Annotated in this window: 19 protein-coding genes and 3 pseudogenes; 1 reads left to right on the top strand and 21 read right to left on the bottom strand. The window is 74.9% G+C overall.

Annotated features, from left to right (window positions below; genetic code table 11):
• Positions 1–126: 126 nt before the first annotated feature.
• From DBP14_RS32545 to DBP14_RS32485, 13 genes and pseudogenes are all read right to left on the bottom strand, one after another.
• On the bottom strand, positions 127–318 hold the full coding sequence (locus DBP14_RS32545) for a hypothetical protein (protein ID WP_129311219.1): 192 nt from the start codon (positions 316–318) through the stop codon (positions 127–129).
• Positions 319–430: 112 nt separating this feature from the next.
• The gene (locus DBP14_RS32540; RefSeq protein WP_129311218.1) at positions 431–1,681 is read right to left on the bottom strand and encodes an ANTAR domain-containing protein; all 1,251 of its coding nucleotides are present in this window, start codon (positions 1,679–1,681) and stop codon (positions 431–433) included.
• 122 nt (positions 1,682–1,803) lie between these two features.
• The gene (locus DBP14_RS32535; protein WP_129311217.1) at positions 1,804–2,238 is read right to left on the bottom strand and encodes an STAS domain-containing protein; all 435 of its coding nucleotides are present in this window, start codon (positions 2,236–2,238) and stop codon (positions 1,804–1,806) included.
• Positions 2,239–2,627: 389 nt separating this feature from the next.
• Positions 2,628–3,614, bottom strand: coding sequence for a glycosyltransferase family 9 protein (locus DBP14_RS32530; RefSeq protein WP_129311216.1), 987 nt, complete (start codon positions 3,612–3,614; stop codon positions 2,628–2,630).
• Entirely contained in the window at positions 3,611–5,008 is a 1,398-nt protein-coding gene (locus tag DBP14_RS32525; RefSeq protein WP_241741096.1) for a PfkB family carbohydrate kinase, read from the bottom strand. Before DBP14_RS32525 ends, DBP14_RS32530 begins: the two co-directional genes overlap by 4 nt.
• Positions 5,009–5,765: 757 nt before the next feature.
• A pseudogene (locus tag DBP14_RS37090) lies at positions 5,766–6,324 on the bottom strand (SIS domain-containing protein); the annotation flags it as partial.
• On the bottom strand, positions 6,321–7,556 hold the full coding sequence (locus DBP14_RS32515) for a glycosyltransferase (protein WP_129311214.1): 1,236 nt from the start codon (positions 7,554–7,556) through the stop codon (positions 6,321–6,323). The gene DBP14_RS32515 and the pseudogene DBP14_RS37090, both read right to left, overlap by 4 nt.
• Positions 7,553–8,515, bottom strand: coding sequence for a glycosyltransferase (locus DBP14_RS32510; RefSeq protein WP_129311213.1), 963 nt, complete (start codon positions 8,513–8,515; stop codon positions 7,553–7,555). Before DBP14_RS32510 ends, DBP14_RS32515 begins: the two co-directional genes overlap by 4 nt.
• Positions 8,512–9,522 (bottom strand): glycosyltransferase family 9 protein, encoded by a 1,011-nt coding sequence (locus tag DBP14_RS32505; protein WP_129312197.1) that lies wholly within the window; start codon positions 9,520–9,522, stop codon positions 8,512–8,514. Before DBP14_RS32505 ends, DBP14_RS32510 begins: the two co-directional genes overlap by 4 nt.
• Positions 9,519–10,559 carry an HAD family hydrolase gene (locus DBP14_RS37495; RefSeq protein WP_129311212.1) on the bottom strand — a complete coding sequence of 347 codons (1,041 nt, stop codon included), beginning with the start codon at positions 10,557–10,559 and terminating at the stop codon, positions 9,519–9,521. The genes DBP14_RS32505 and DBP14_RS37495 overlap by 4 nt, the downstream gene beginning before the upstream one ends.
• A complete protein-coding gene (locus DBP14_RS32495; RefSeq protein WP_129311211.1) occupies positions 10,556–11,551 on the bottom strand; it encodes a glycosyltransferase in 996 nt (331 codons plus the stop codon). Before DBP14_RS32495 ends, DBP14_RS37495 begins: the two co-directional genes overlap by 4 nt.
• Positions 11,548–13,182, bottom strand: coding sequence for a carbamoyltransferase C-terminal domain-containing protein (locus DBP14_RS32490; protein ID WP_129311210.1), 1,635 nt, complete (start codon positions 13,180–13,182; stop codon positions 11,548–11,550). The genes DBP14_RS32495 and DBP14_RS32490 overlap by 4 nt, the downstream gene beginning before the upstream one ends.
• A gap of 41 nt (positions 13,183–13,223) precedes the next feature.
• Positions 13,224–14,273, bottom strand: a complete 1,050-nt coding sequence (locus DBP14_RS32485) for an NAD-dependent epimerase/dehydratase family protein (protein WP_129311209.1) — start codon at positions 14,271–14,273, stop codon at positions 13,224–13,226.
• A 514-nt stretch (positions 14,274–14,787) separates the two neighbouring features.
• Here DBP14_RS32485 and DBP14_RS32480 point away from each other — a divergent pair.
• Positions 14,788–15,351 carry a hemerythrin domain-containing protein gene (locus tag DBP14_RS32480; protein WP_129311208.1) on the top strand — a complete coding sequence of 188 codons (564 nt, stop codon included), beginning with the start codon at positions 14,788–14,790 and terminating at the stop codon, positions 15,349–15,351.
• A 94-nt stretch (positions 15,352–15,445) separates the two neighbouring features.
• Here DBP14_RS32480 and DBP14_RS32475 read toward each other — a convergent pair whose 3' ends face one another.
• The 8 genes and pseudogenes from DBP14_RS32475 to DBP14_RS32455 all read right to left on the bottom strand — a co-directional run bounded on the left by DBP14_RS32475 (position 15,446) and on the right by DBP14_RS32455 (position 23,370).
• Positions 15,446–15,781, bottom strand: a complete 336-nt coding sequence (locus DBP14_RS32475) for a DUF3040 domain-containing protein (RefSeq protein ID WP_129312196.1) — start codon at positions 15,779–15,781, stop codon at positions 15,446–15,448.
• 123 nt (positions 15,782–15,904) lie between these two features.
• Positions 15,905–17,038 (bottom strand): heterodisulfide reductase-related iron-sulfur binding cluster, encoded by a 1,134-nt coding sequence (locus DBP14_RS37080; RefSeq protein ID WP_241741095.1) that lies wholly within the window; start codon positions 17,036–17,038, stop codon positions 15,905–15,907.
• 105 nt (positions 17,039–17,143) lie between these two features.
• Positions 17,144–17,446, bottom strand: a complete 303-nt coding sequence (locus DBP14_RS37075) for a hypothetical protein (protein ID WP_241741310.1) — start codon at positions 17,444–17,446, stop codon at positions 17,144–17,146.
• A 3-nt stretch (positions 17,447–17,449) separates the two neighbouring features.
• Positions 17,450–17,536, bottom strand: a pseudogene (locus tag DBP14_RS37360) (FAD-linked oxidase C-terminal domain-containing protein); the annotation flags it as partial.
• Positions 17,537–17,661: 125 nt separating this feature from the next.
• Positions 17,662–18,807: pseudogene (locus DBP14_RS37070) on the bottom strand (FAD-binding oxidoreductase); the annotation flags it as partial.
• A gap of 306 nt (positions 18,808–19,113) precedes the next feature.
• On the bottom strand, positions 19,114–20,253 hold the full coding sequence (locus DBP14_RS32465) for an enolase C-terminal domain-like protein (RefSeq protein ID WP_129311207.1): 1,140 nt from the start codon (positions 20,251–20,253) through the stop codon (positions 19,114–19,116).
• Between the two features lie 14 nt (positions 20,254–20,267).
• Complete coding sequence (locus tag DBP14_RS32460; protein WP_129311206.1) at positions 20,268–22,064, bottom strand: thiamine pyrophosphate-requiring protein; 1,797 nt, start codon at positions 22,062–22,064, stop codon at positions 20,268–20,270.
• Between the two features lie 22 nt (positions 22,065–22,086).
• Positions 22,087–23,370 carry a SigB/SigF/SigG family RNA polymerase sigma factor gene (locus DBP14_RS32455; protein ID WP_129311205.1) on the bottom strand — a complete coding sequence of 428 codons (1,284 nt, stop codon included), beginning with the start codon at positions 23,368–23,370 and terminating at the stop codon, positions 22,087–22,089.
• Positions 23,371–23,519: the final 149 nt, after the last annotated feature.

Raw genomic sequence — 23,519 nt, 5'->3', positions numbered from 1 at the left:
GCCTAGCGGCCGGGGTCGCGGTCCGAGCTCGGTGGCCGGGGGCACGAGCCACGGCGAAGCGGACGGGCGACGGCCCCGAGGACGTCCGGTGACGTCGTCGGGGCCGTCGGTGCGGTGGACAGCGGGTCAGGGATGGTCGGGGCGCTGCGCCGGGGGTACTCCGCCGCCCTGGCCCCCGCCCTTCTCGCCCTTGTCCGAGCCGTGCGGGCGGGGTCCCGTGCGGCCGGCCTTCTGTCGGGCCTTGAGTTCGCCGATGTCCTGCGGGGTGGCGCCTCCCTTGACACTGCGCCGCTGTTCGGGCTGCTGCGGATTGGACATGCGCCGCGCTCCCTCCGGATGGTGCGTGCTGTGCTGCGTGCGGGGTCCGGGTTCCCAGGGGGACGCGGGTGACGCACACCCGCCCCCGCGACCGGACCGCCCGCCGGCCGGCTCAGGGGGTGCGCCGGCTCAGGGCTTTGTGCACGTGTTCGAGTGCGTCCAGCAGGACCGAGCGGTGGTACCAGCTCAGCCAGGCCGCCGTGTCGGCCGCCAGCACGTCCAGCGCCTCGCTCTGGCCGGCGGTGGGCCGACGGCCGGCCTCCTCCCAGTGCAGGCTGATCACGCCGACGCAGGAGCCGGCTCCGGAGACGACCGGGGTGCTGCGCAGCGCGCGGGTGCCGTTGGTCAGGAGGGCGCGCCGACTGTCGTCGGAGAGCAGGGGGTCCGTCACCACGTCCGGGACGCTCACGGCCTGTCCGCGGGTGCGGGCGGCCGCGTCGGCGGTGCCCTCGTCCCGGCCGCGCACGAGCACGTCGAGGAAGGTCTCGTCGCAGCCGTGGTGGGTCTCCAGCATCAGGGCGTTCACGGCCGGGTCGACGAACTGAACGTATCCGGCGGGTGCCCGGCCGATGGCCAGCGCCTCGTGCAGCACCGCGTCGATCATCTGCCGCCGGTAGCGCGGGTCGCGGCCGCTCCGGGCGAGGATCCGCAGCGCCGGCAGGGGCAGCGGGCGGCGGCCGGGGAACCACACCTCGCCGTCCGGGGGCCGGGCCACCACCACGGCGGACACCAGGACGCGCAGCGGGACGTTGAACCGCTGCGAGGCCTCGCGCAGCACCCGGAACGCGCTCCCGGAGTCGGCCAGGCCGTAGCGGACCATCAGCGTCCCCTGGGCCATGCCGATGACCGGGGCGGTGCGCACGCGGGCGCGCAGGGCCCGGACCTCCTTGTGCAGGTCCTCGTAGGACGGGCGCAGCGGATCGGCCATCTGGGAGCGCCAGGCCGGCAGGTCCTCCACCCGGGTCACCGTCCGGGCCATCTCCCGCAGGGCCTCTTCGAGGGTGGTGTAGAGCCGTACGCCGGCCAAGCAGGCGAGGTGCACCGCTTCCCGTACGCCGGGGCGCGCGCGGACGATGATCAGGTCGGGGCGTCCGGTGCGGGCCAGGGTGGCCTCGCTCAGCGTCCGCAGCACGGCGGCGCCGCCGAGGAGTACGTGGGCCATGTCGAGGACGGGGCGCAGTCCGGCGCGGTCCGCCTGGTCGAGGTGTCCGCGCAGTTCCTCCGACCAGGCGTGCGCGCCGTCGGCGTCGAGGCTGCCGGACATGCGCAGCAGCAGCGCGCCCTCGGCCGGCAGGCCCTCGACGACGGACGACTCGATGACCAGGGGAGCCGGGGCGCCGGGCCGGTCGGAAGCGGATTTCATGGCATCACCCAGACAGGACGTCACACGGAACTTGCACGGCCCCTTCCTGACCTTCCACACCACCTTGCACGGCTGACGGCCGGCCGACAACCGCGCCGGGCGTGCGCCCGGCGCACGGCCCGTCAGCGTCGGACGCCGGGCTCGGGCCGTACCGGTCTTCGGTCTTCCAGGGCGTGCAGCGCGGAGGCCATGGTGGCGTGGACGCGTACGCCCTGCAGGCCGGCGAGCCGCAGCATCTCGCGTACGTGCGGCCGCGGTTGCACGACGGGCAGGGACCGGCCGGAGAAGGCGAGGTTCCCCGTGGCCCGGTCCAGGGACCGCACGGCGACGGCGCTGGCGAGGTACACCTCGGTCATGTCCAGGACGGCGTGTTCCCCGGCGATGTCGGCACGCTCGACGTGCTCGGCCAGGGCGGCGGAGAACTCCGGGGCGTTGGAGGCGTCGACCGTGCCGCGCGCCTTGAGCACGCTGATCAGGCCCACCTCGGGGCGCCGTTCCCGTACGGCCTTCAGGCACAGGGCGGCGGTGCGGGGGTGGGACAGCTGACCGTTTTCCATGGGGACCGAACTTCCTGTGGGGAGGTAGTCAGCCAGCCGCGTCTTGACCGGGGGGTTCACTCTGCCTCCGCCGGTTGCCCGACGCAATGACTCTCCCCGGGCGTGTCGGGGCCGGATTTCCTCGTCCGACATACCGCCGTGCGGGTGGCCTTCCACGGGCCGGCTCCAGTGCGGCGAGCCGGCCCTCCGGCGCGCGCGGGAAGGGGTCGCGCCCGCAGCGCGCCCACGTCAGCACGGCGAGCGCGCGGCCGACGGTGCGCGGCGGGCTCCGGGGCGCGGGGCACGGTACGCATCAGGTGCCCCGTGCGCATCACGGCCGGCCGCGGCCGGGCGGCGCAACCAGGTGAAGCCTGCTGGGGTGCCGGCCGCGCGCGGCATCGAGTGCGGGTTCAGTGGGCGTGGGCCGCCGCCGCTTCCGGCGCGGGTCGGGGGCGGGCGTCGTGGCCGAGCAGGGTCAGGGCTGCGGCGGTGACCTCGCGGGCGGTGATGCGCAGCAGCGGGGTGTCGGGGGTGCGGCCGTGCGGGTCGCCGGGTGGGCCGGGCTTCCACAGGGCGAGGTGCCGGGTGCCGGGCGGTGGCCCCCACAGGCGTGGGGAGACCGGCCCGAACAGGGTGACCGAGCGGGTGCCGTGGGCGACGGCGAGATGGGCGAGGCCGGTGTCCCCGCTGAGCACGAGGGAGGCGTGCGCCACCAGCGCGGACAGCTCGCCGAAGGGCAGTCCGCCGGTCAGCATGCCGCTCGCGGGGTGGCCGCCGCGCTCGGCGACCGACCGTACCAGGGCGTCCTCGCCGGGCCCGCCGGTGAGCACCACATGGTGTCCGGCGGCGCGCAGGCACCGTACGACGGCGGCGTACCGCTCGACGGGCCAGCGGCGCGCGCCGGACGCGGCGCCGGGGTGGACCACGACCGCCCCGGGGGCCGGGGAGGGCGTGCCGCCGGACGGGGGCAGGCGCAGGTCGCGGGGGTCGGCCGGGATGCCGTAGGCGCGCAGGAACGCGCACCAGCGGTCGCGTTCGTTGGGCCGGGTGGGCCAGGGCGGGCCGTCCGGCAGGGCGTGCGCGAGGAGCCGGCCGGGGTGCAGGGCGTCGCGGCTCTCGGGGCCGTTGCCGTGCAGGTCGACGGCGACGTCCGGGGGCGGGCCGGGCCAGTGGGTGAGAGACGGGACCCCTCGGCCGGGCGCCTCGGCCGGGAGGACGGTGTCGATCGCGCCGGATGCGAGCGCGGGTTCGGTGAGGCCGGGCGGCAGGGCGAGGACGACGTGGTGACCGGGGAAGGCCCGGCGGATGCCTCGCAGGGCGGGCACGCCGGCCAGCAGGTCGCCGAGGCCGAGAGCGCGCAGCACCAGGACGCGCGGGGGGCGCGGGGGCTTGGTCACCGAGGGGGACCTCCGGTGGGTGCGGGAGCCAGGGCGGCGCGGTCGGCGAGCGTGGTGGTGGAGCGGCCTTCCAGGTACGGGAGCAGCAGGACCTGTCCGCCCCAGCTCTCCACGAGCGCCTGTTTGGGCAGCCGGGTGCGGGCGTAGTCGCCGCCCTTGGCCCAGATGTGCGGGCGCAGTTCGCCGAGGATGCGTTCGGGGGTGTCCTCGTCGAAGACGGCGACCGCGTCGACGCACTCCAGGGCGCGCAGCACCCGGACCCGGTCGGCAGCCGGCACCAGGGGGCGGCTCGCGCCCTTGCGGCGGCGCACCGAGTCGTCGGAGTTGACGCAGACGATCAGGCAGTCGCCGGCGCGGCGCGCGGCCTGGAGCAGGGCGACGTGTCCGGCGTGCAGCAGGTCGAAGCAGCCGCCGGCGACGACCGTGCCTCCGGCGGACCGCACCCGGGCCGCCGTGCGCACGGCGTCGGCCGTCGCCTCCCCGTCGGGTGGCGGCTCCGTCGGCGGGGCGTCCTCGGTGGCGAGCGCGTGGGCGCCGCCCTCGGCGACGTAGCGGGTGGCGGCGTGGACGGCTCCCTGGACGGCGGCCTCGGTGAGGGCCCCGTCGAAGAGCAGTCCGGCGGCGGCCGCGGCGAACCGGTCCCCGGCGCCGCAGGGGTCGCCGGCCGCGGCGGCCGGGGTCGGTACCAGCAGCGGGGTCTCGCCGTGGGAGAGCAGTGCGCCGCGCTCGCCGAGGGTGATCGCCACGGCCCGGGCCTGCCAGGCGCCGATCAGGGTACGGGCGTCCCGGGCCGCCGTGCGCAGGCCGGCCTCGTCACCGGGTTCGGTGTCCGCGCCGAGCCGGCGGGCGAGGGCGCGGGCCTCCTGCGCGGAGGGCGTGGCCAGGCGCACGCCCGGCACCGGGGTGGCGCCGCGCAGATGCGGGTCCCAGACGACCGGTAGGCGGCTGGCGGCACCGGCCAGCGCGTCCCGCAGGACACCGGCGGTGCCCCGGCCGTAGTCGGCGACCAGCACCGCGCCGGCCCCGGTGACCGCGCCGACCGCGGCCTCGGTGGCCGCACGGGCGCGGCCCTCGCCGTCGTCGAGGCGCAACAGCGGCCGGTCCCCGGCGAGGACACGGGTCTTGCTGCTCAGCGCGCCGTCCAGCGGCACCTCGACCAGGTCGACGCGCCCGGCCAGCAGGCCCCGCAGGATGTGGCTGGCGGCGTCGTCACCCAGGGCGGTGACCAGGGTGACGGGCCGCCCGTCGGCGGCGGCAAGACACGCGGCGAGCGCCGCCCCACCCGGACGCGAGCTGCGCCGCGTACCGTGCACCACCGGCACCGGCGCGTCGGGCGCGAGCCGCTCGGCACGCCCGCACAGATCGTGATCGAGCAGCGCGTCACCGACGACCACAAGGGGGCCCGGGAGGCGTTCATACGTCCCCTTCCCTGGCGACACCCGGAGCAGCAGCCCCGGCACCGCCGCTTTGCCCCGACGGGGGGCCCGACGCGCGGTCTCCGTCACCTGCGGCCCGGCGGGACTCCTGGCCGGGCGCCCGGGAACCGTCGCGCGGCACCGAAACGCCACCGCGGGCGCCGGACCGGGCCCGGCCGGGGGGCGGTCCCGCACCACCGTCCACCGCGCCCGTACCCTCCCGCGAGGAAACCGGGGTGCCACCAACGGCGTCCGGCCGCCAGCCCTCACCCGGGTACACGCCTGGGGCACCGCCCCCAGCCCCCGAACCGTCCCACGACGGCTGCGCGGCACCGGCGCCCGCGTCCGGTCGGACCGCCCCCGGCGGAGAACCCGAAGGGCCGTTCACCGGCCCCGCAGAACCGTCCACCACAGCCGCACCGCCCCGCGAGGAGACCTGCCCGCTGCCGACGGCGTCCGGCCGGCTCTCACCCGAGCGAACAGCTGGTCGGGCCGGCCCCGGCGGAGAGCCCGACGGGCGGTTCGCCGGTCCTGCGGCGGTCCGTGGGCGAGTACCGTCCGGCGGGGGCTCCGGGGTGCGGCCCACGGAGCGGGCGCGGCCGATGAGGCCGCCTACCATGCCGGGCCTGCCGTTCTCGGGACCGACGGCGGAGCCGGTAGCGGGACCCGTCGTGGAACCGTTCGCGGGACTGTTCGCGGAACCGGTCGGCGGGATGCCGTCGGCCTCGCCGTGTTCGACTGCCTCGTCGAAGGACTCGCAGAGCATGTGGACGGCGACCAGGTGGAGTTCCTGCACGGTGGCGGAGACGGGGGCGTCCACGCACAGCGCCTCGTCGCTCGCGAGGTGCAGCGGGTTGGGGGCGCGGCCGGTCAGGGCCCATACCGTCATGCCGAGGCCGTGGGCCCGCTCGGCCGCGGTGAGCAGGTTGGCGCTGGCACCGCTCGTGGACAGCAGCAGGATGTCCCCGGGGCGGCCGTGGGCGGCGGTCTGGCGGGCGAACACCTCCTGGACGCCGTAGTCGTTGGCGATGGCGGTGGTGGAGGAGGTGTCGGCGTGCAGGGCGAGCGCGGAGAACGGCGAACGGTCGGCGCGGTAGCGGCCCACGAGTTCGGCGGTCAGGTGCTGCGCCTGCGCCGCGCTGCCCCCCGTTGCCGGCGACGAGCAGCCGGGCGCCGGCGCCGAGCCTGCGGGCGAGTTCGGTGCCCATGCGCTCGACCAGTGGCCCGCACTCGCGGAACGTCTCCAGCGCCTTCATCAGGTCGTCGCAGTGCGCGGTGTCGGTCACGGTCTTCATCGGACGACTCCCGAGAGCGAGGGGATCGAGGACACGGCGCCGTACACCCCGGCCACACCGGCGGCCACCCGGTCCCAGGTGTAGTGGGCCAGGACCCGGCGGCGGCCGGCGGCGCCGTAGCGGGCGAGCAGGTCGGGGTCGGCGAGGAGGTCACGGACGACTGCGCCGAGGTCGTGCCCGTCGTCGGCCGGGACGAGGACGCCGGTGGTGCCGTCGACGACCGTGTCGAGCTGGCCGCCGACCGCGGTGGCGACGACCGGGGTGGCGCACGCCATCGCCTCCAGCGGGACGATGCCGAAGGGCTCGTAGCGGGGCAGCGACAGCACGAGGTCGGCGCTGGACATCAGCCGGGGCATGCGGGTGCGGCTGACCCCGCCGAGCAGGGTGACGCGGTCGGTGACGCCGTGGTCGTCGGCGATGTTGTTCAGCCGCTCGGCCTCCGGGTCGGCGCCGAGCATGTCGGCCTCGGGACCGCCGGCGACGAGGAGTTCGGCGTCCGGGACACCGGCGAGGGCGCGGATCGCGCGGTCGTAGCCCTTGCGCGGGACGAGCCGGCCGACGGCGAGGAGCCGCCTGCGCCAGCCGAGCGCGGCACGGGGCGGGCCGACGGGGGCGAACTGGTCGGGGTCGACGCCGCAGGGCACGACGCTGATCCGGTCCTCGGGCAGGCCCATGGCCTTGAGTTCGGCGACCTCGTCGCTGCAGGTGGCGATGATGCGGGCGCAGTCGTGCCCGATGGCCTCCTCGATCGCGAGGCGTTCGGCCGGGCTGGTGTCGTCGGCGCCCTGGTAGCGCCGCTTGACGGTGCCGAGCGCGTGGTAGGTCTGCACGACGGGGATGCCGAGCCCGCGGGCGCCGGCGAGGGCGGCGAGGCCGGACATCCAGAAGTGGGAGTGCGCCACGTCGGGCGGGGCCGCCGACCACTGCCGGGCCAGGAAGGCGCCGAACTCGGCCATGTGCGGCAGGAGTTCGTCCTTGGGGACGGGGGCCGGCGGCCCGGCGGGCACGTGCACGACCTGCACGCCGTCGATGAGGGTCACCCGGTCCGGCAGCCCGGTGGAGTCCCGGCGGGTGTAGACGGTGACCCGGTACCCCCTGCGGGCGAGCTGCCGGGCGACCTGCGCCACGTAGACGTTCTGGCCGCCCGCGTCCGGTCCGCCGAGGGCGGCCAGGGGGCTGGCGTGCTCGGAGACCATGGCGACGCGCCCGGCCGAGGGCAGACTGCGGCTCATCGGGTGACCTCCTTGATCAGGCGCTCCCAGTCGTCCAGGAAGCGCCGCTCTCCGTAGCGGGCCTGCGCCGCGGTCCTGGCGGCGTCCCCGGTCAGGCGCGCGTACTCCGGGTCGGCGAGGAACGTCCTGATGGCCTCGTCGAGGACGTCGAGGCGGTTGGAGACCACCCCGGCGCCCTCGGGTATCGCCTCCCTGACCTCGGTGGTGTCGAGGGCGACGACGGGCATGCCGAGGAACATGGCCTCCAGCAGGGACAGTCCGAGGGAGGTCCAGCGCACCGGGTGCAGGTACAGCCGGCAGCGGGCCATCGCCGCGTGCAGGGCGGCCTGCGGCAGGTCCCGGCTGCGGCACCGCTCGGGCGGCAGGCCGAGGCGCTCGGCGAGCCCGTCGGTGCCCATGCCGAAGACGTCGAGCGGGGCCGAGCAGGCGAAGCGGGGCAGCAGGTCCGTCCCGGTCGTACGGCCCCTGCGCACCGGCTCGTTGACGACGACCGCCGCCCGCTGCTCGGCGCCGGTCCACAGCGGGCCGGGGTCGATGACGCCGTGCTCGACGACCTCGGTGGGTGCCGTGCCGTTGTCCCACATCAGCCGGTTGAAGTGGGTGACGTGGACGACGGGTATCCGGCTCTGCGCGGCCAGCGGGTGCTGGGTCCGCTCGGCGGACTCGCCGGGGCAGTTGTGCTCGACGTACACGGCGGGGACGTCCACGCCGGGGCGCCGGCCGGTCCAGCGCAGGGCCAGGTCGAGTTCGTGGGGGCGCTGGAGCACCATCAGGTCGATGTCGCTGTCCCAGAGTTCCTTCGGCGTGCGCTCCTGCACGGTGGCGGGCCAGTCCCAGGTGACCGCCCGGCCCAGGCCGTCGGGCCCGCGGTCCTCGGTGACCGGGACGAGGTAGGTGTACGGGCCCTGCACGAAGGCCGTGAGCCATGAACCGTGCACGTGCCAGACGAGGATGTTCATGAGGGGCCCTCCTGCATGAGCTTGTGGACCGCGCGCACCACGTCCTGCCCGGTGACCTCGTCCAGGCAGGGGTGTCCGGGCACCGGGCAGACCAGGGCCCTGGTGTCCGCGCACGGCGCCGACGGGTCGCCGAGAAGGATCACGGGGACGCCGTACGGCGCCCAGCGGCCGGCCGGGACCACCGGCGCGAACAGCGACACCACGGGGGTGCCGACGGCCGCGGCCAGGTGGGCGGGGCCGGTGTTGGCGCTGACGACGGCGTCGGCCATGCGCAGCACACCGGCGAGGGTGCGCGCGGTGGTGCGGCCGCCGAGGTCCACGGCGAGGTCGCCGGCCACCCGGCGGGTCAGGGGCCGCTCGCCGGGGCCGCCGGTGACGACCACGCGGTGCCCGGCGTCGGCGAGCAGGGCGACGGCCTCCACGCACCGGTCGGGGCTCCAGGCGCGGGCGGGGGCGCTGGCGCCGGGGTGCAGGACGACGTACGGGCCGTGCCCGGTCAGGGCGCTGGTGTCCGGGGGCGGTACGACGCGCAGCCGGCCGTCGTCACCGGCCGGCCGCGGGAAGCCCAGGGCGGTGGCGGTGTCGAGGGCGGCCTCGGCCTCGTGGCGCTCCGGCAGCCGCCGGCGCCGTACGTCCAGCAGCCGACCGGGGTGGCCGACGCTGTCGGCGCCGATCCGGCCGACCCCGGCGAGCCGCAGCAGCAGCGCGGTGGGCAGCGGGCTCTGATGGAAGGAGGTCAGGATCAGGGCGGTGTCGAGGGCGGCCGCGCGCAGCCGGGTCAGCAGTGCGTCGACGTCCGCCGGGATCACCGGGGGCGGGTCGAAGCCCTCCCAGGGGGCCTCCCACACCAGGACCTCGTCGACCCCGGGCAGCATCCGGGCGGCGTCGGCGCCGCGCGGCCCGCACAGCATGCTCACGTGGGAGCAGCCGGCGGCGACGGCCCGCACGGCGGGCCCGGCGAGCAGGACGTCACCGAAACTGTCGAGCCGGACGACGAGCGCCTTCACGGCGACCACCGCCCCACCGCTCGGCGCGTCTCACCGTTCGGCCGGGGCACGGAGCGGGGCCGTGTCCCGTCCTGTGCACGGGGGCTTGACGGGACCCCCGGGTGCCCGAGGGCGGGCGCGCCGGACGTGTCCCCCGCCGCTCGCGCGTCCGGCGTGTGCACGGTGGCCGGCTCCTCCGGGGTGCGCCCGGTCGCGCGCGCGTCAGACGTGGCCCCGGTGGCACGCGCCTCCAGCGTGCGCACGGTGGCCGGCGCAACCGGGGTGCGCCCGGTCACGCGCGCGTCAGACGTGGCCCCGGTGGCACGCGCCTCCAGCGTGCGCACGGTGGCCGGCGCAACCGGGGTGCGCCCGGTCGCGGGCATGGCAGACGTGGCCCCGTTGACGACTGCCCCGGACCCGTGCACGGTGGCCGGCGCGTCCGACGCGTGCACGGCTGCTCCGGCTTCGGGGCGTTTCGGTGGCGTGCGGGGGGCCTGGGTCCCCGCTGGTGCCGGGGTTTGGGCCAGGGCCCGGCGGAGGGCCGTGAGGGCGTCGGGGGCGTGCTCGGCGGCGTAGCGTTCCGTTTCCGCCGGGGCGGTGGCCGCGTTGGGGACGAGTGCGGCGCGGGCGCCCGCCGCGTGGGCGGCTTCCACGTCGGCGGCGATGTCCCCGATGACCAGGCAGGCGTGCGGGGAGACGCCGAGGCGGGCCGCCGCCGCGAGGATCAGTCCGGGCCTGGGCTTGCGGCAGGGGCAGCCGGCGTCCGGGAGGTGGGGGCAGTGGAGCCAGGTGTCCAGGCCGCCGAGGAGGGCGTCCACGCGCTCGTCGACGCGGCGGACCTCGTCCTCGGTGAGCAGGCCGCGGCCGACGCCGGACTGGTTGCTGACCACGCCGGTGGCCAGGCCCGCCGAGCGGGCCAGGGCGACGGCCTCCGCGGCGCCGGGCAGCAGCCGTACCCGGTCCGGGTCGCCGTTGTACGGCACGTCGTGGACGAGGGTGCCGTCCCGGTCGAACAGGACAGCTGCGAGCGGAAGTTCACGGAAGTGCCCGGTGCTCACCGGTCGCCTCCGAGGGGTACGGCGTGCCGGTGGCGGACCACTCCGCGCAGCCAGTGCCGGGTGGCGAGCGGCGGGATGAGGACGCTGGTGCCGAGCATCCCGGCGATCTCGCGGGCGATGCGCGGGCCGGGCAGGATGCGGGTGAGCGCGAACTCGGCCGTGCCCAGGGTCCACAGGGCGGCGAGCGCGACGGCGGTCCGGCGGCGGCCGGCCAGGGCGCAGGAGGCGGCGGCGAGCGCGGCACCGGTCACGGCCAGGTGCCGGGGCAGTCGTCCCCGGGATGCCTGGGCGCGGGTCCACCAGTCGCGCCCGTGCAGCCGGTTCATCAGCACGTCGTCGGCGTTGCCGCGCTGCACGGGCAGCGAGGCCCACCAGTGGGCCGGGCGGACCGGGTGGCAGGTGATCCGGCTGCCCCGGCACAGGGTCCAGCCGGCCCGCTGGACGCGCAGCGCGAGGTCGGCGTCCTCCCGGAAGGCGCGCGGGAACCGCTCGTCGAAGCCGTCGACGCGGGTGAGGGCGGCCGTCCGGTAGGCCATGTCGGCCGTGGCCCAGGCGGCGTTCTCCAGGCCGGCGGTGTTGCGTTCCCAGTCGGTGGGCCGGCGGTCCAGGGGCAGGGGGACACGCAACCGCCCCTGGATGCCGCCGACGTCCTCCCCGGCCGCCCGCAGGTCCTCGGCGAGCAGCCGGGACCAGTGGGACAGCACCTGGACGTCGTCGTCGAGGAAGACGGTCCAGGGGGTGCGCACGGTCCGCCAGCCGGCGTTGCGGGCGGCGGCCGGGCCCCGGCCACCGGTGCGCAGGGTGCGGACCCGGTCGAGGAGGAGCCCGGCGGGCTCCAGCGGCAGGTCGCCGTCGGGGGCGGGCCGGTCGTCGACGACGATCACCTCGTGCGGCGGGTGCCCCTCGGCCGCGGCGAGCGCGCGCAGGCACTCGGCGAGGCAGGGGCGGCCGATCGTCGGGACGACGACGCTGTAGGCGGGCGCGGGGCTCATGCGAACGCCTTCGCGCGGCGGATCGCGAACGGGCCGAGGGCGAGCAGGTCGACGGGGGCCGAGCCGAAGCACTCCAGGGCGTCGCGGGGGTCGTCGACCATGGGCCGGCCGGCGGTGTTGAGGCTGGTGTTGACGACCACGGGCAGCCCGGTGCGCCGTTCGAAACCGTCGATCATGCGGGCCACGAGGGGTTCGTCGGCGCGGTCCACGGTCTGGATGCGGGCGGTGCCGTCGACGTGGACGACGGCCGGAATGCGGTCGCGCCAGCCGGCGGCGACGTCGTGCACGAACAGCATGTGCGGGCTGGGCAGCGGCCCGTCGAAGAGTTCGGCGGCCCGCTCGGCCAGGACCATGGGCGCGACGGGCCGGAACTCCTCGCGTCCCTTGACCGCGTTGAGCCGTTCCAGGTTCTCCGGGCGGCCGGGGTGCGCCAGCAGGGAGCGGTGACCGAGGGCGCGCGGCCCGTATTCGCTGCGCCCCTGGAACCAGGCGACGATGCCGTCACCGGCCAGGGTCTCGGCGGCCGTCTCGGCGATGTCGGCGGGCTCCTCGTAGGGCACGGCCGCCCGCTCCAGCCAGGCGCGCGGTTCACCGTCGCTCCAGCCGCGGCCGAGCGCGGCGGTGGGCATCGGCTCCAGGGTGTCCTTCCGGCCGGCGACGTGCGCGGCGGCGCCGAGCGCGGTGCCGGCGTCTCCGGCGGCGGGCTGCACCCACACGTGCTCAAAGCCGCTCTCCCGCCACAGCCGGGTGTTGGCGACGCAGTTGAGGGCGACGCCGCCGGCCAGGGTGAGGGCGTCCTCGCCGGTGCGTTCGCGCAGCCAGCGGGCGAGGCCGAGCATGGCCTCCTCCAGCACCAGTTGGGCACTGGCGGCGAGGTCGGCGTGGTCCTGGTGCCAGGATCCGCCGGGCGGCCGGGCCGGCACCAGTTCGGGCCACGGGACCGGGCGGGCACGGAAGCCGCCCTCGTCGCCGGCGTGGACGTACTCGCGCAGCCGGTCGGCGAAGCGCGGGGTGCCGTAGGAGGCGAGGGCCATGACCTTGAACTCGTCGCTGCTGCGCAGGAATCCGAGGTGCTGGGTGAGGTCCTCGTAGAACAGGCCGAGGGAGTCGGGCAGTTCCTGGGTGGCGAGGACGGTCAGCTCGCGGCCGGTGCAGTGGCCGGCCAGGTGGGAGCCGCACTCGCCGCGGCCGTCGAGGACGAGGACGGCGCAGTCCGGGTAGGGGGAGACGGGTCCGGCGGAGGCGGCGTGCGCCACGTGGTGGGGGACGAACCGCACCTTCGCGGGGTCCAGGCCGGGCAGGGCCTCGGCGAGGAACTCGGGGGCCCGGCGGGCGTACTCCTGGCGCAGGTGGTCCCAGGGGTCGTTCAGGCCCATCCGGTCGGCGGGGCAGGCGAGCGCGGGGTCGTAGGAGTAGGCGACGGCGTCCAGGTCGGCCGGGGTGAGGCCGGCCTGTTCCAGGCACCAGCGGGCCGACCGCTCGGGCAGTTCCCAGGCGGAGAACGGCAGGGGCCGCTTGCCGTGCTTGCGGCGGGAGAACCGCTCCTCCTCGGCCGCCGCCACGACCGTGCCGTCGGTGAGGAGGGCGGCGGCGGGGTCGTGGAAGAGTGCGTTGATTCCAAGGACGTGCATGCGCGTGTCTCCAGGGGCGGCGGGGGCGGACGGGCGGGTGGTCAGCTCTGCGGGTCCGGTCCTCCGTCCGCCGGCGGCAGGCCCGGTCCTCCATCGGTCGGCTGCGGGTCCGGCCCGCCGTCCGTCGGGAGGGCGGCGAAGTAGGCGATGGTCTGCTTCAGGCCCTCCTCCCACGGCACCTGGGGCGACCAGCCGAGCAGTTCGTGGGCGAGGGTGGTGTCGGGGCGGCGCCGGCCGGGGTCGTCGACGGGCCGGTCGATGAACGCGATCGGGGAGATGGAGCCGGTCAGGTCGACGACGCGGCGGGCCAGGTCGGCCATGGTGATCTCGTCGCTGCCGCCGATGTTGACGGGCCGCACGGACCGGCTCGCGGCGACCCGGAGCACGCCGTCGACGGTGTCGTCGACGTAGCACAGGGAGCGCGTCTGCCGGCCGTCGCCGGTCACGGTGAGCGGCTCCCCGGCGAGGGCCTGGCTGATGAAGGTGGGCACGGCCCGGCCGTCGTGGGCGCGCATCCGGGGCCCGTAGGTGTTGAACAGCCGGACGATCCCGGCGTCGGTGCCCCGGGTGCCGGCGTGCGCGGTGACCAGGGCCTCGGCGAACCGCTTCGACTCGTCGTAGACGCTGCGCGGGCCGACCGGGTTGACGTTGCCCCGGTAGCCCTCGTGCCGCGGATGCACGAGCGGGTCGCCGTACACCTCGGAGGTGGAGGCCAGCAGGAACCGGGCGCCGTCCCGTTCGGCGATCCGCAGGGCGTTGCGGGTGCCGAGGCTGCCGGCGTCCAGGGTCTGCAGGGGCAGGCGCAGATAGTCGGCGGGGGACGCGGGGCAGGCGAAGTGCAGGACCAGGTCGTACGGTCCCGTCAGCTGTTCGGGGCAGGCGGGCGCGGACACGTCGCAGGGCAGGTAGCGGAAGCCCGGCCTGCCGTCGAGGTGGGCGACGTTCTCGCGCCGCCCGCAGACCAGGTTGTCCGCGCAATCGACTTCGACGCCTGAATCCAGCAGCCGTTCGCACAGGTGGGAGCCGAGGAAGCCGGCGCCGCCGGTCACGACGGCCCGCTGCCAGGGACAGGGCAGGGTGTCACCAGTCATGGGGGATTTCCTTCGTCCGCGTACACCACGTCGTCCGCGTCGTGCGGGTCCGCCCGGGACGTCGCTGTCCTGGGGGCGTCCGGCGCGTGCCGTGCCGCCGGGCCGAGGTGTCGGCCCGCTGAAGGCAGAAGGCGACGGGGCCGGGGTCCCGCTGATCCGGAGGACCGCCCCGTGTCGGCCGCCTCTGGCTGGACGGCACTGGCCCCTAAGTTCCCGGGCCAGTTGGATTCACACGTTGATTCTCATTCTCCGAAGTCCCGGGTACTCGCGCGACTCAGGTCATCACGGACAGTCGCCCCGAGAGCCTCGCGGGGGCCGGCGGAGGGGCCGGGAGCAGGGCATTCTCCGCCCCCGGCCAGGCGGGCGCCTTCCGAACGGGCCCGGACGGCGGCGGCCCGCCACCCGATGCGCTCACGGCACGCGGCGGGCCGTGTAGCGCGCGGCCGGGAGGGCACTCGTGGTCGACGACGGTGGGCCTGCCCACGGCCACCGCGTTCTGCCAGGAGGTAACGACATGGGTCACGGCGGAAACGTCATCCAGGAGCTGACGACCGACCACCGCGAGGTCGAGGAGCTGTTCGGCCGCATCGAGGCGCTGCCGCCCGGCGCCAAGGAGCGCAAGATCCTGGCCGACCAGGCCACGATGGAGCTGATCCGCCACTCGGTGGCGGAGGAGTCCTACCTGTACCCGGCGGTGCGCGAGCACCTGACGGGCGGCGACGCGCTGGCCGACAAGGAGATCGAGGACCACGCCAAGGCCGAGCAGATGATGAAGGACCTGGAGAGTCTGGAGGCGGACGATCCCCAGTTCGACACGCTCATGGGTCAGCTGATGCGCGAGATCCGTATGCATGTGGACGACGAGGAGCAGAACCTCTTCCCGAAGCTGGCGGCGACCTGTCCCCCGGACGCGCTGATGGACCTGGGCGACAAGGTGCGCCGGGCGAAGAAGACGGCGCCGACCCGGCCGCACCCGTCGGCGCCGGACGAGCCGCCGGCCAACAAGCTGCTGGCCCCCGGGGCCGGGCTCGTCGACCGGATGCGCGACATGTTCTCGGGACGGGGCAAGGGCGCCTGAGCGGCGGACGGCGCTGAGCCGGCGCTGACTGGTTGAGGGCCTCCCGGCGGCAGGTGCCGCCGGGAGGCCCTCAACCAGTCAGTCGTCATCCCGGTCATCCTCCGTGCCACGGCCGGGCCGCGCGGTCGCCGCCCCGGTGGTGCCGGACGGTACGGCAGAGCAGCCGGAAGGCCTGGAGCAGGGTCAGCGGCCACAGCAGGACGAAGCACCAGAGCAGGGCGGCGTCCGAGGTGCGGACGCCCGCCACGGCCACGAAGACCGACGCGGCCGCGAGCAGCAGGACGGCCAGCGGCAGCGAGGCGCCCCTGCTCTCCTCGCCCATCCGGTGCGCGAGCCGCCGGTCCCGCTTGAGGTCCGCCTCGATCTCCAGCAGGGCGAGCCGCTCGCGCGCGGAGAGTCGTACGTCTTCGGGGGGCTCCCAGTTGTGCATGTGATCCACGGAAACGGCACCTCCTCCGGCCGGTCGCCGGCCCTTCGCTTGTCCCGGCGACCGAGTTCCCAGGAAAGGCCCGCCCGAAGCAGGTGCGCGTGGCGGCCGGACCGGCCCGTGTGATCAGCGGCGCGCCGCGCGTACGGCGGACGCCGCGACGGCCGTGCCGACGGCGACGGCGACGGCGGCCGAGGTACGCAGGACCCGCCGGCCCAGGAGCGGCTTCGGGCGGGCCGCCGTCGCGCGTTCCGGGCGACGGGAGACGGCCTCGCGTCCCTCCTCGCGGGCCAGCTTCATCACCTCGGCGAGGTGCAGGGCCCGGCGTCCGGTGCCCGCGTCCTCGGTCTGGGTCTTGCAGGAGAACCCGTCGGCGACGACCACACAGTCCTGGCCGGCGTCCCGGACGGCGGGCAGCAGCGCCTGTTCGCCGCAGTCCAGGGAGATGTCGTACTTGCCGGACTCGAAGCCCCAGGAGCCGGCGAGTCCGCAGCAGCCGCCCTTGAGGTTGTCCACCTCCAGGCCCATCTTCTCCAGCAGGTCCTGGTCGGCGTCCATGCCGCCGGTGGCCCGCTGGTGGCAGTGGCCCCACAGCAGGGCCTTGCCCCGCAGGGCGGGCGGCTCGATGCCGAAGGTCTGGAAGAACTCGGCGAAGTGGTAGGAGTTCCCGCTCAGCCGCAGGGCGTCGTCGTCGTGCGGCAGCAGCTTGGTCAGCTCGTCCTTGAAGACGGCGAGGCAGCTCGGTTCCATCCCGACGACCGGGGTGCCGGCCCGCAGGTGGGGGCGCAGGGTGTCGATCACCCGGTGCAGGTACTGCTCGGCCTGGTCCAGGAAGCCGTAGTCGTACAGCGGCCGGCCGCAGCAGACGTGCTGCTCGGGCATGATCACCCGCCAGCCGGCCGCCTCGATCGCCTCGACGCAGGCCACGCCGACCTGGGTGTGGAAGTAGTTGTCGAAGGTGTCGGGGAAGAGGACGACCGGCCGGCCGGTGGGGTTCGTGGTGCCGCCGCGCCGGGCGAACCACTCCTGGAGGGTCATGGGCGCGAAGCGGGGCAGCGGGCGGCGGCGGTCGATGCCGGCGGCCAGCTTGGCCAGGCGCGCCAGGCCGGGTGTGTGGGTGGCGAGGTTGGCCAGCGCGGGCACGCGCGAGGCGAGCCGGGCGTCCTGGTCGATGAAGCCGGACGCGTAGGCGTGCCGGGGGCGCGTGCGGCTCGGCGACTGGAAGTGGTGGTACAGGAACTCGGCCTTGTACGTCGGCATGTCGACGTTGACCGGGCAGTCGCTGGTGCAGCCCTTGCAGGCGAGGCACAGGTCGAGGGCGTCCTTGACCTCCTCGGACTGCCAGCCGTCGGTGATGACGTCGCCCTACAGCATCTCGTACAGCAGCCGGGCCCGGCCGCGCGTGGTGTGCTTCTCCTCGCGGGTCACCTGGAAGCTGGGGCACATGGTGTTCTCGGCCTGCGGGACGCGGCACTTGCCGATGCCGACGCAGCGCAGCGTGGCGTGCGCGAAGTCGCCGCCGTCGTCGGGGTAGGCGAACTTCAGCGGTTCCCGGGGCGGGTTGTAGTCGGTACCCAGCTTCAGGTTCTCGTCCATGCGGTACGGGTCGACGACCTTGCCGGGGTTCATCTTCCACTGCGGGTCCCAGACGGCCTTGAACTCGCGCATGGCCTGGAGGAGTTCGGGGCCGTACTGCTTCTCCAGCAGTTCGGCGCGCTGCTGTCCGTCGCCGTGCTCGCCGGAGACCGAGCCGCCCATGGAGGTGACGAGGTCGCCGGCCTCCTCCATGAACGCCCGGTAGGTGGCGAGCCCGTCGGCGGTGCGCAGTCGAAGCTGAGCCGGCAGTGGACGCAGCCCTGCCCGAAGTGCCCGTACATGGCGCCGTCGATGCCGTGCCGCTCCATCACCTTGCGCAGTTCCCGGACGTACTCGCCGATCCGGTCGGGCGGTACGGCGGAGTCCTCCCAGCCGGGCCAGTGGTCCTTGCCGCCGGGCGGGAACGCGGTGGAGCCGAGGCCGCTCTCGCGGATGGCCCACAGGTGTTCGCTGGTGCCGCCCTCCTGCGTGCTCTTGGCGAGGCGGATGCGGTCGGGGTCGTAGCCCCGTTCGCTGGTCAGCCAGGCGCGGAAGCGGTCGGCCTGGGCGACGGACTCCTCGGTGGTGTCGGCGCCGAACTGGACCACGAGCCAGGCGCCGCCCTCGGGGTGCGGGAGTTCCTGGATGTCCTCGGCGTTCAAGTTCTGCAGCTGCTGGTCGCGGATGAGCTGGTCGTCCAGGCCCTCCAGGCCGATCGGCCGGAACCGTTCGATGATCTCGGTGCAGTGGGTGGAGGCCTCGGCGAGGTCGTCGTACTCGACGACGACCGTCGTGCGCTGCAGCAGGGCCGGGGTGAGCATGAGGACGGCCTGGAGGGCGGTGGCGCTGGTGCTCTCGGTGCCGACGAGGGCGCGGGCCACGTTGAAGCCGCGCTCGGGCAGGAGTTCGTCGAGGTTGTAGCCGGAGACCCGGCGCGGCACCTCCTCCACGGAGCGGAAGCCGGCCCGGATCGCGTCGGCGTACGTGTCCCGCAGGTCGCGCAGGGCGGCGTAGATCTCGCCCTTCCTGCCGCCGGCGGCGATGATGTCGCCGAGCTGCTCCTCCTCGTTCACGCCGACCCGGAGGCGGGCGCCGTCGTAGGTGACGATCTCCAGGGCGTGGACGTTGTCGCTGGTGCGCGGGCCGGGGCCGTACAGCTGCGACTGGATGGAGTGGATGCCGCAGGAGTTGTTGCCGATGTTGCCGCCGATGACGCAGCGGGAGTGCGAGGAGGGGTCGGGTCCGAAGACGAGGCCGTACTTTCCGGTGTGCTTGTTGAGTTCCTCGTTGATGACGCCGGGCTCGCAGGTCACGAGGGCGTTCTGCGCGGCGATCTCGCCGATGGCGGTGAGGTACTTGGAGTGGTCGATGACGACCGCCTCGTTGACGGTCTCCCCGGACAGGCTGGTGCCGCCGCCGCGGTTGAGGATCGGCGCCCCGAAGCGGTGGCAGATCCGGTGTACGGCGACGACGTCGTCCAGGGCGCGGGGGACGACGACACCGACCGGGACCTGCCGGAAGTTGGAGGCGTCCTGGGCGTACAGGCCGAGGGTGGCGGTGTCGAAGCGGACCTCGCCGTCGACGGCCTTGCGCAGGGGCGGGTTCCAGCTTGCCGACGTCCAGGGTCTGCCGGGCGCGGGGTGCGCCGGGGAGCTGCGGGTCGGTCTGGGCCGGCACCTCGCGGGTGGTCCGGCGGCTCGCCTCGGCCATCGGTGACTGCACTCTCCTCGGTCGAGCGGCCGGTCGGGCCCTGCGGGCGGTCAGGCCGGTCGTGTGCCGTGGACGCGGTAGGGCTCGGCGTCGGACCATTTGACGTCGAGGCCGAGCCCGGGGCGGCCGGGGTCGGGGCGCAGGGCGCCGCCGTCGGGTGACAGGGTGCCGTCGAACAGCAGGCGCTCGACCCGGACGTGGTCGTGGAAGTACTCCAGGTGCCGCAGCCGGCGCACGGCGCAGAAGGCGTGCGCGGAGACGGCCGGGGCGCAGTGGGCGGACAGGTCGAGGTGATGGGCGTCGGCGAGGCCCGCCGCCCGGAGGACGCCGGTGATGCCGCCGCAGCGCGTCACGTCGGCCTGGAGGCAGTCCACGCAGCGGCCTTCCACCAGGTTGGTGAAGTCCTGGAGGGTGTAGGCGTACTCCCCCGCGGCGATCTCCAGCCGTCCGGGTCCGGCCTCGCACAGCATCCGCAGCCCGGTGACGTCGGCGGAGCTGACGGGTTCCTCGAACCAGCGGACGTCCCACTCCTCGTGGAACCTGCGCGCCCAGTACAGCGCCTCCTTGCGGCTGAGCGCGCCGTTGGCGTCGGTGAACAGCTCGGTGCCGTCGCCGACCGCCTTGCGCACCGCGGCGAGCCGTTCGGGGTCCTGTCCGGGCTCGCGGGAGGTCTTGAGCTTGACGCGCGGGATGCCCTGTTCCGCCCAGCCGGTCAGCTGGTCGGCGAGACGGTCCAGGGGGTAGTTGGTGAAGCCGCCGCTGCCGTAGACCGGGACCCGGTCGTGGTAGGAGGGCAGGACGTGGGTCAGCGGCAGGTCCAGCAGCCGTGCCTTGAGGTCCCACAGGGCGACGTCCACGGCGGAGACGGCCATCGCGCCGACGCCGGGGCGGCCGGCGTTGCGGATCTGCCGCGCCATCAGCTCCGAGAGGGCGGCCGGCGCGGTGACGTCCTCGCCGTGCAGCAGGGGGGCCAGTTTCGAGGTCACGAACGAGGCGACCGACACGTCCCCGTAGGTGTAGCCGAGTCCGGTTCTGCCGCCGGCGTGCACCCGGACCAGGACGGCGGTCGTGGAGTCCCACTCCAGGGTGCCGTCCTGCTCCTTGCCGTCGGGGCCGTCGGTGGGCACCTCGAAGGCGTGCACGTCGACCGCGTCGATCGGGCATGCGGCCGGGGCCGGTCCTGCGGCCATCGGTTCGGTCCTCCTCAGTGGCGGCCGGGCAGGCGCTCGACCATCTCGGACAGCTTCTGCCGGGCGCCCTTGGTGGCGATGCCGGTCCGTTCCGGGTCCTTCACGGCGGCCTTGGCGGCCTTCTTGCCCTGGCCGGCCATGATGTGCGGCGGGATCGGGGCGATCTCCTGGTCGGTCTTGAACTCCAGTACCACGGGCCGGTCGCAGGCGAGGGCCTCCTCCCAGGCGGCCCCGACCTTCTTCGGGTTGTCGCAGTAGATGCCCTTCAGCCCGAGGAGTTCGGCGTACTGGGCGTACGGCACGTCCGGGATGTACTGCGAGCCGGGGTACTTGGGGTCGCCGGCCATGGCCCGCTGCTCCCAGGTGACCTGGTTGAGGTCCTGGTTGTTGAAGATGCAGAAGACGAACGGCGCGGGTCCGGACAGGCGGTCCAGGTACCGCTTGATGGTGATCATCTCGTTCATGCCGTTCATCTGGAACGCGCCGTCGCCGGCGAAGGCGATGACCGGGCGGTCCGGGTAGGCGAAGCGCGCGGCGATGGCGTACGGCGTGCCGGGGCCCATCGTGGCGAGGGTGCCGGACAGCGAGGCCCGCATGCCGTCGCGCAGCTTCAGGTGCCGGGCCCACCAGTTGGTCCCGGAGCCGGAGTCGGCGGTCAGGATGGCGCCGTCGGGCAGGCGCGGCGACAGCTCCGCGGCGACCGCCTGCGGGTTGATCGTGCCGCCGAAGTTCTCGCTCGCCCACTTGTCGCAGACGGCGTTCCACTCGCGGACGTGCTTCTCGATCTTCTTGCGCCAGCCGCGGTCCTCCTTGCGCCGCAGCAGCGGCAGCAGCGCCTTGAGGGTCTCCTTGGAGTCGCCGACCAGGTGCGCGTCCATCGGGTACCGGATGCCGATCATCCGGCCGTCGATGTCGATCTCCACGCCCTTGGCCTGCCCCTCGTCGGGCAGCCATTCGGAGTAGGGGAAGCTGGTGCCGACCATCAGCAGGGTGTCGCAGCCCTGGATCATCTCGTCGCTGGCCTTGCTGCCGAGCAGGCCGATGGGGCCGGTGACGAACGGCAGGTCGTCCGGCAGCACCTCCCGCCCGAGGAGTGCCTTCGCCACTCCGGCGCCGAGGAGTTCGGCGACCTCGATGACCTCGCCCTGGGCCTTGGCGGCGCCCTGGCCGATGACCATGGCGACCTTCTCGCCGGCGTTGAGGATGCCGGCGGCCTTGCGCAGCTCGCCCTCGTCGGGCAGCACGCGCGGCTGGCTCCAGCCGACGCTGGAGAACACGGAGCCGTGCATCTTGGGCGGCGACGGGACGGCGTCCTCCTCCTGGATATCGTCCGGGATGATGATCGTGGCGACGCCGCGGGTGGTGAGGGCCGTCTTGAACGCCCGGTCGATGACGTGCCGGGTCTGTCCCGGGTGCATGACGACCTGGCAGAACTCCGACACGTCGGCGAACAGCCGGTCCAGGTGGATCTCCTGCTGGTAGTGCGCGCCCAGCGACAGCCGCTTCTGCTGGCCGATGACGGCGACGACCGGCTGGTGGTCGAGTTTCGCGTCGTAGAGGCCGTTCAGCAGGTGTACGGCGCCGGGGCCGGAGGTGGCGATGCAGCAGCCGACCTCGCCGGTGAACTTGGCGTGTGCGCACGCCATGAACGCGGCCATCTCCTCGTGCCGTACCTGGATGAACTCCGGCTCTCCCTCGGCCCGGTCGAAGGCGCCGAGCATGCCGTTGATGCCGTCGCCGGGGTAGCCGTAGACACGGTGCACGCCCCATTCGGACAGGCGCTGCAGGACGTAATCGGCGACCAGTGTCATACGAACTCCCTCAGAGACAGCCTCAGTCGTGCCCGGTGGGTGACCCCCGGGTCGTTCTGATAAACGGAAAGTGACCTTTTTGCCAGGCTCGTGGCAGGTTCGGCAGGTGCGCCGGGACGGGGCATGTCGCGCGTGCGGGACGGGCTGCGGGCCTGCCGCCGGCGAGGGTGGCGGCGGTGGGCGCGCGCCTGGCCGTACGGGTGCGGCGGCTCCCGCGGCGCCTGTGGAGCCCTGGCCTCGGGGAACGCGTCTCGCGGCGCCCGGTGCGCGGGAGTCCTCCGGGCCGGCCGGGCGCTTCGGCCCGTACCTCGTGGTCCCGCGCCTCTGCCCGCGCCTCGTCGCGCGCGTGGTCGCGTGGTTCGGCCGGTGTCCCGGGGCCGGACGCGTCGGCCGGTGTCTCCCGGCGGGGCGGTTCGGCCGGGGGTGTGCCGGGCCGGGCGCCGGCGGCCCGGGGGTCGGGCTCGGTTTCGGGCTCGGGGGGCAGCAGTTCGTCGCGCAGCCGGGCCAGACAGCGTTTCAGCAGCCGGGACACGTGCATCTGCGAGAGGCCGACCGCCTCGGCGATCTGCGCCTGCGTCTGGTCGTGGAAGAACCGCAGGTAGAGGATGTGCCGTTCACGCTCGGGCAGGGCGCCCAGGGCGTGTGCCAGGGACACGCGGTCGGCGACGAGGTCCAGGGCAGCGTCGCAGCCGCCCAAGGTGTCGGCCAGGGCGGGCCGCAGCGCGTCGGCGCCGTCACCGTTGGCGTCGAGCGAGCGGGGGTGGCAGGCCGCCTCCGACCTGAGCGCGTCCGTGACGGCCTCCTCGGTCAGACCGCAGACCCGCCCGATCTCGGCGGGCGTGGGCGGGCGCCCGCGGGACCGCTGCTCCAGCTCCTCCTGGGCCCGCCGCACCCGCTGCCGGGCCTCCTGCACCGGCCGGGGCAGCCGCAGTGGCCCGGTCCGGTCCCGCAGATGGCGCTTGAGTTCGCCGGTGACCGTCGGCAGCGCGTACGACAGGAAGGCGTGGCCGCGGCCGGGGTCGTAGCCGTCGACGGCCTTGACGAGTCCGAGGCAGGCGACCTGGACGAGGTCGTCCTGCTCCTCCCCCGCCACACCGCGGTACTTGGCGGCGATCCGGCGGGCGAGCGGGAGGAGCCGCCGGATGACGCGGTCCCGGGCGGCGGCACGGGCGGGGCCGGGGGGCTGGAGGGCGACGCCGCGCACCAGGTCGTCGATGTTTTCGGAGGACAGCGGGGCGTCGGCCCGGGCGGGGGCGCCGCTCGTTCTCCTCCGTCCTGGTTCACTGATGGTGCTGAGGGGCGTCATGGGAGCCTCGGACTGTCGGCAGGGACGTGGCTGGCGCAGCGAGTCCCCCGATTCGGTTGCCGCATGCAAAGATCATTCTGTTGTCGCGTCGCCGGCCCCGCCTTCCGGACGCCGCCGAACGGGTGCCGGGCGCCCGGGCGGTGCCGCCG

Origin of the sequence: Streptomyces sp. L2 (genome assembly GCF_004124325.1) — a bacterium.
Classification (GTDB): Bacteria; Actinomycetota; Actinomycetes; order Streptomycetales; family Streptomycetaceae; genus Streptomyces.
Note: the sequence above shows the minus strand (reverse complement) of the source record. Positions and strands in the feature narration are given on the sequence as shown.

What these genes read in the sequence shown, in the direction of transcription:
- DBP14_RS32545 (WP_129311219.1), bottom strand. Translation starts at nt 318, where the DNA reads ATGTCCAATCCGCAGCAGCCCGAACAGCGGCGCAGTGTCAAGGGAGGC.
- DBP14_RS32540 (WP_129311218.1), bottom strand. Translation starts at nt 1,681, where the DNA reads ATGAAATCCGCTTCCGACCGGCCCGGCGCCCCGGCTCCCCTGGTCATC.
- DBP14_RS32535 (WP_129311217.1), bottom strand. Translation starts at nt 2,238, where the DNA reads ATGGAAAACGGTCAGCTGTCCCACCCCCGCACCGCCGCCCTGTGCCTG.
- DBP14_RS32515 (WP_129311214.1), bottom strand. Translation starts at nt 7,556, where the DNA reads ATGAGCCGCAGTCTGCCCTCGGCCGGGCGCGTCGCCATGGTCTCCGAG.
- DBP14_RS32510 (WP_129311213.1), bottom strand. Translation starts at nt 8,515, where the DNA reads ATGAACATCCTCGTCTGGCACGTGCACGGTTCATGGCTCACGGCCTTC.
- DBP14_RS32495 (WP_129311211.1), bottom strand. Translation starts at nt 11,551, where the DNA reads ATGAGCCCCGCGCCCGCCTACAGCGTCGTCGTCCCGACGATCGGCCGC.
- DBP14_RS32490 (WP_129311210.1), bottom strand. Translation starts at nt 13,182, where the DNA reads ATGCACGTCCTTGGAATCAACGCACTCTTCCACGACCCCGCCGCCGCC.
- DBP14_RS32485 (WP_129311209.1), bottom strand. Translation starts at nt 14,273, where the DNA reads ATGACTGGTGACACCCTGCCCTGTCCCTGGCAGCGGGCCGTCGTGACC.
- DBP14_RS32480 (WP_129311208.1), top strand. Translation starts at nt 14,788, where the DNA reads ATGGGTCACGGCGGAAACGTCATCCAGGAGCTGACGACCGACCACCGC.
- DBP14_RS32475 (WP_129312196.1), bottom strand. Translation starts at nt 15,781, where the DNA reads ATGCACAACTGGGAGCCCCCCGAAGACGTACGACTCTCCGCGCGCGAG.
- DBP14_RS37080 (WP_241741095.1), bottom strand. Translation starts at nt 17,038, where the DNA reads ATGCCGACGTACAAGGCCGAGTTCCTGTACCACCACTTCCAGTCGCCG.
- DBP14_RS37075 (WP_241741310.1), bottom strand. Translation starts at nt 17,446, where the DNA reads ATGCGCGAGTTCAAGGCCGTCTGGGACCCGCAGTGGAAGATGAACCCC.
- DBP14_RS32465 (WP_129311207.1), bottom strand. Translation starts at nt 20,253, where the DNA reads ATGGCCGCAGGACCGGCCCCGGCCGCATGCCCGATCGACGCGGTCGAC.
- DBP14_RS32460 (WP_129311206.1), bottom strand. Translation starts at nt 22,064, where the DNA reads ATGACACTGGTCGCCGATTACGTCCTGCAGCGCCTGTCCGAATGGGGC.
- DBP14_RS32455 (WP_129311205.1), bottom strand. Translation starts at nt 23,370, where the DNA reads ATGACGCCCCTCAGCACCATCAGTGAACCAGGACGGAGGAGAACGAGC.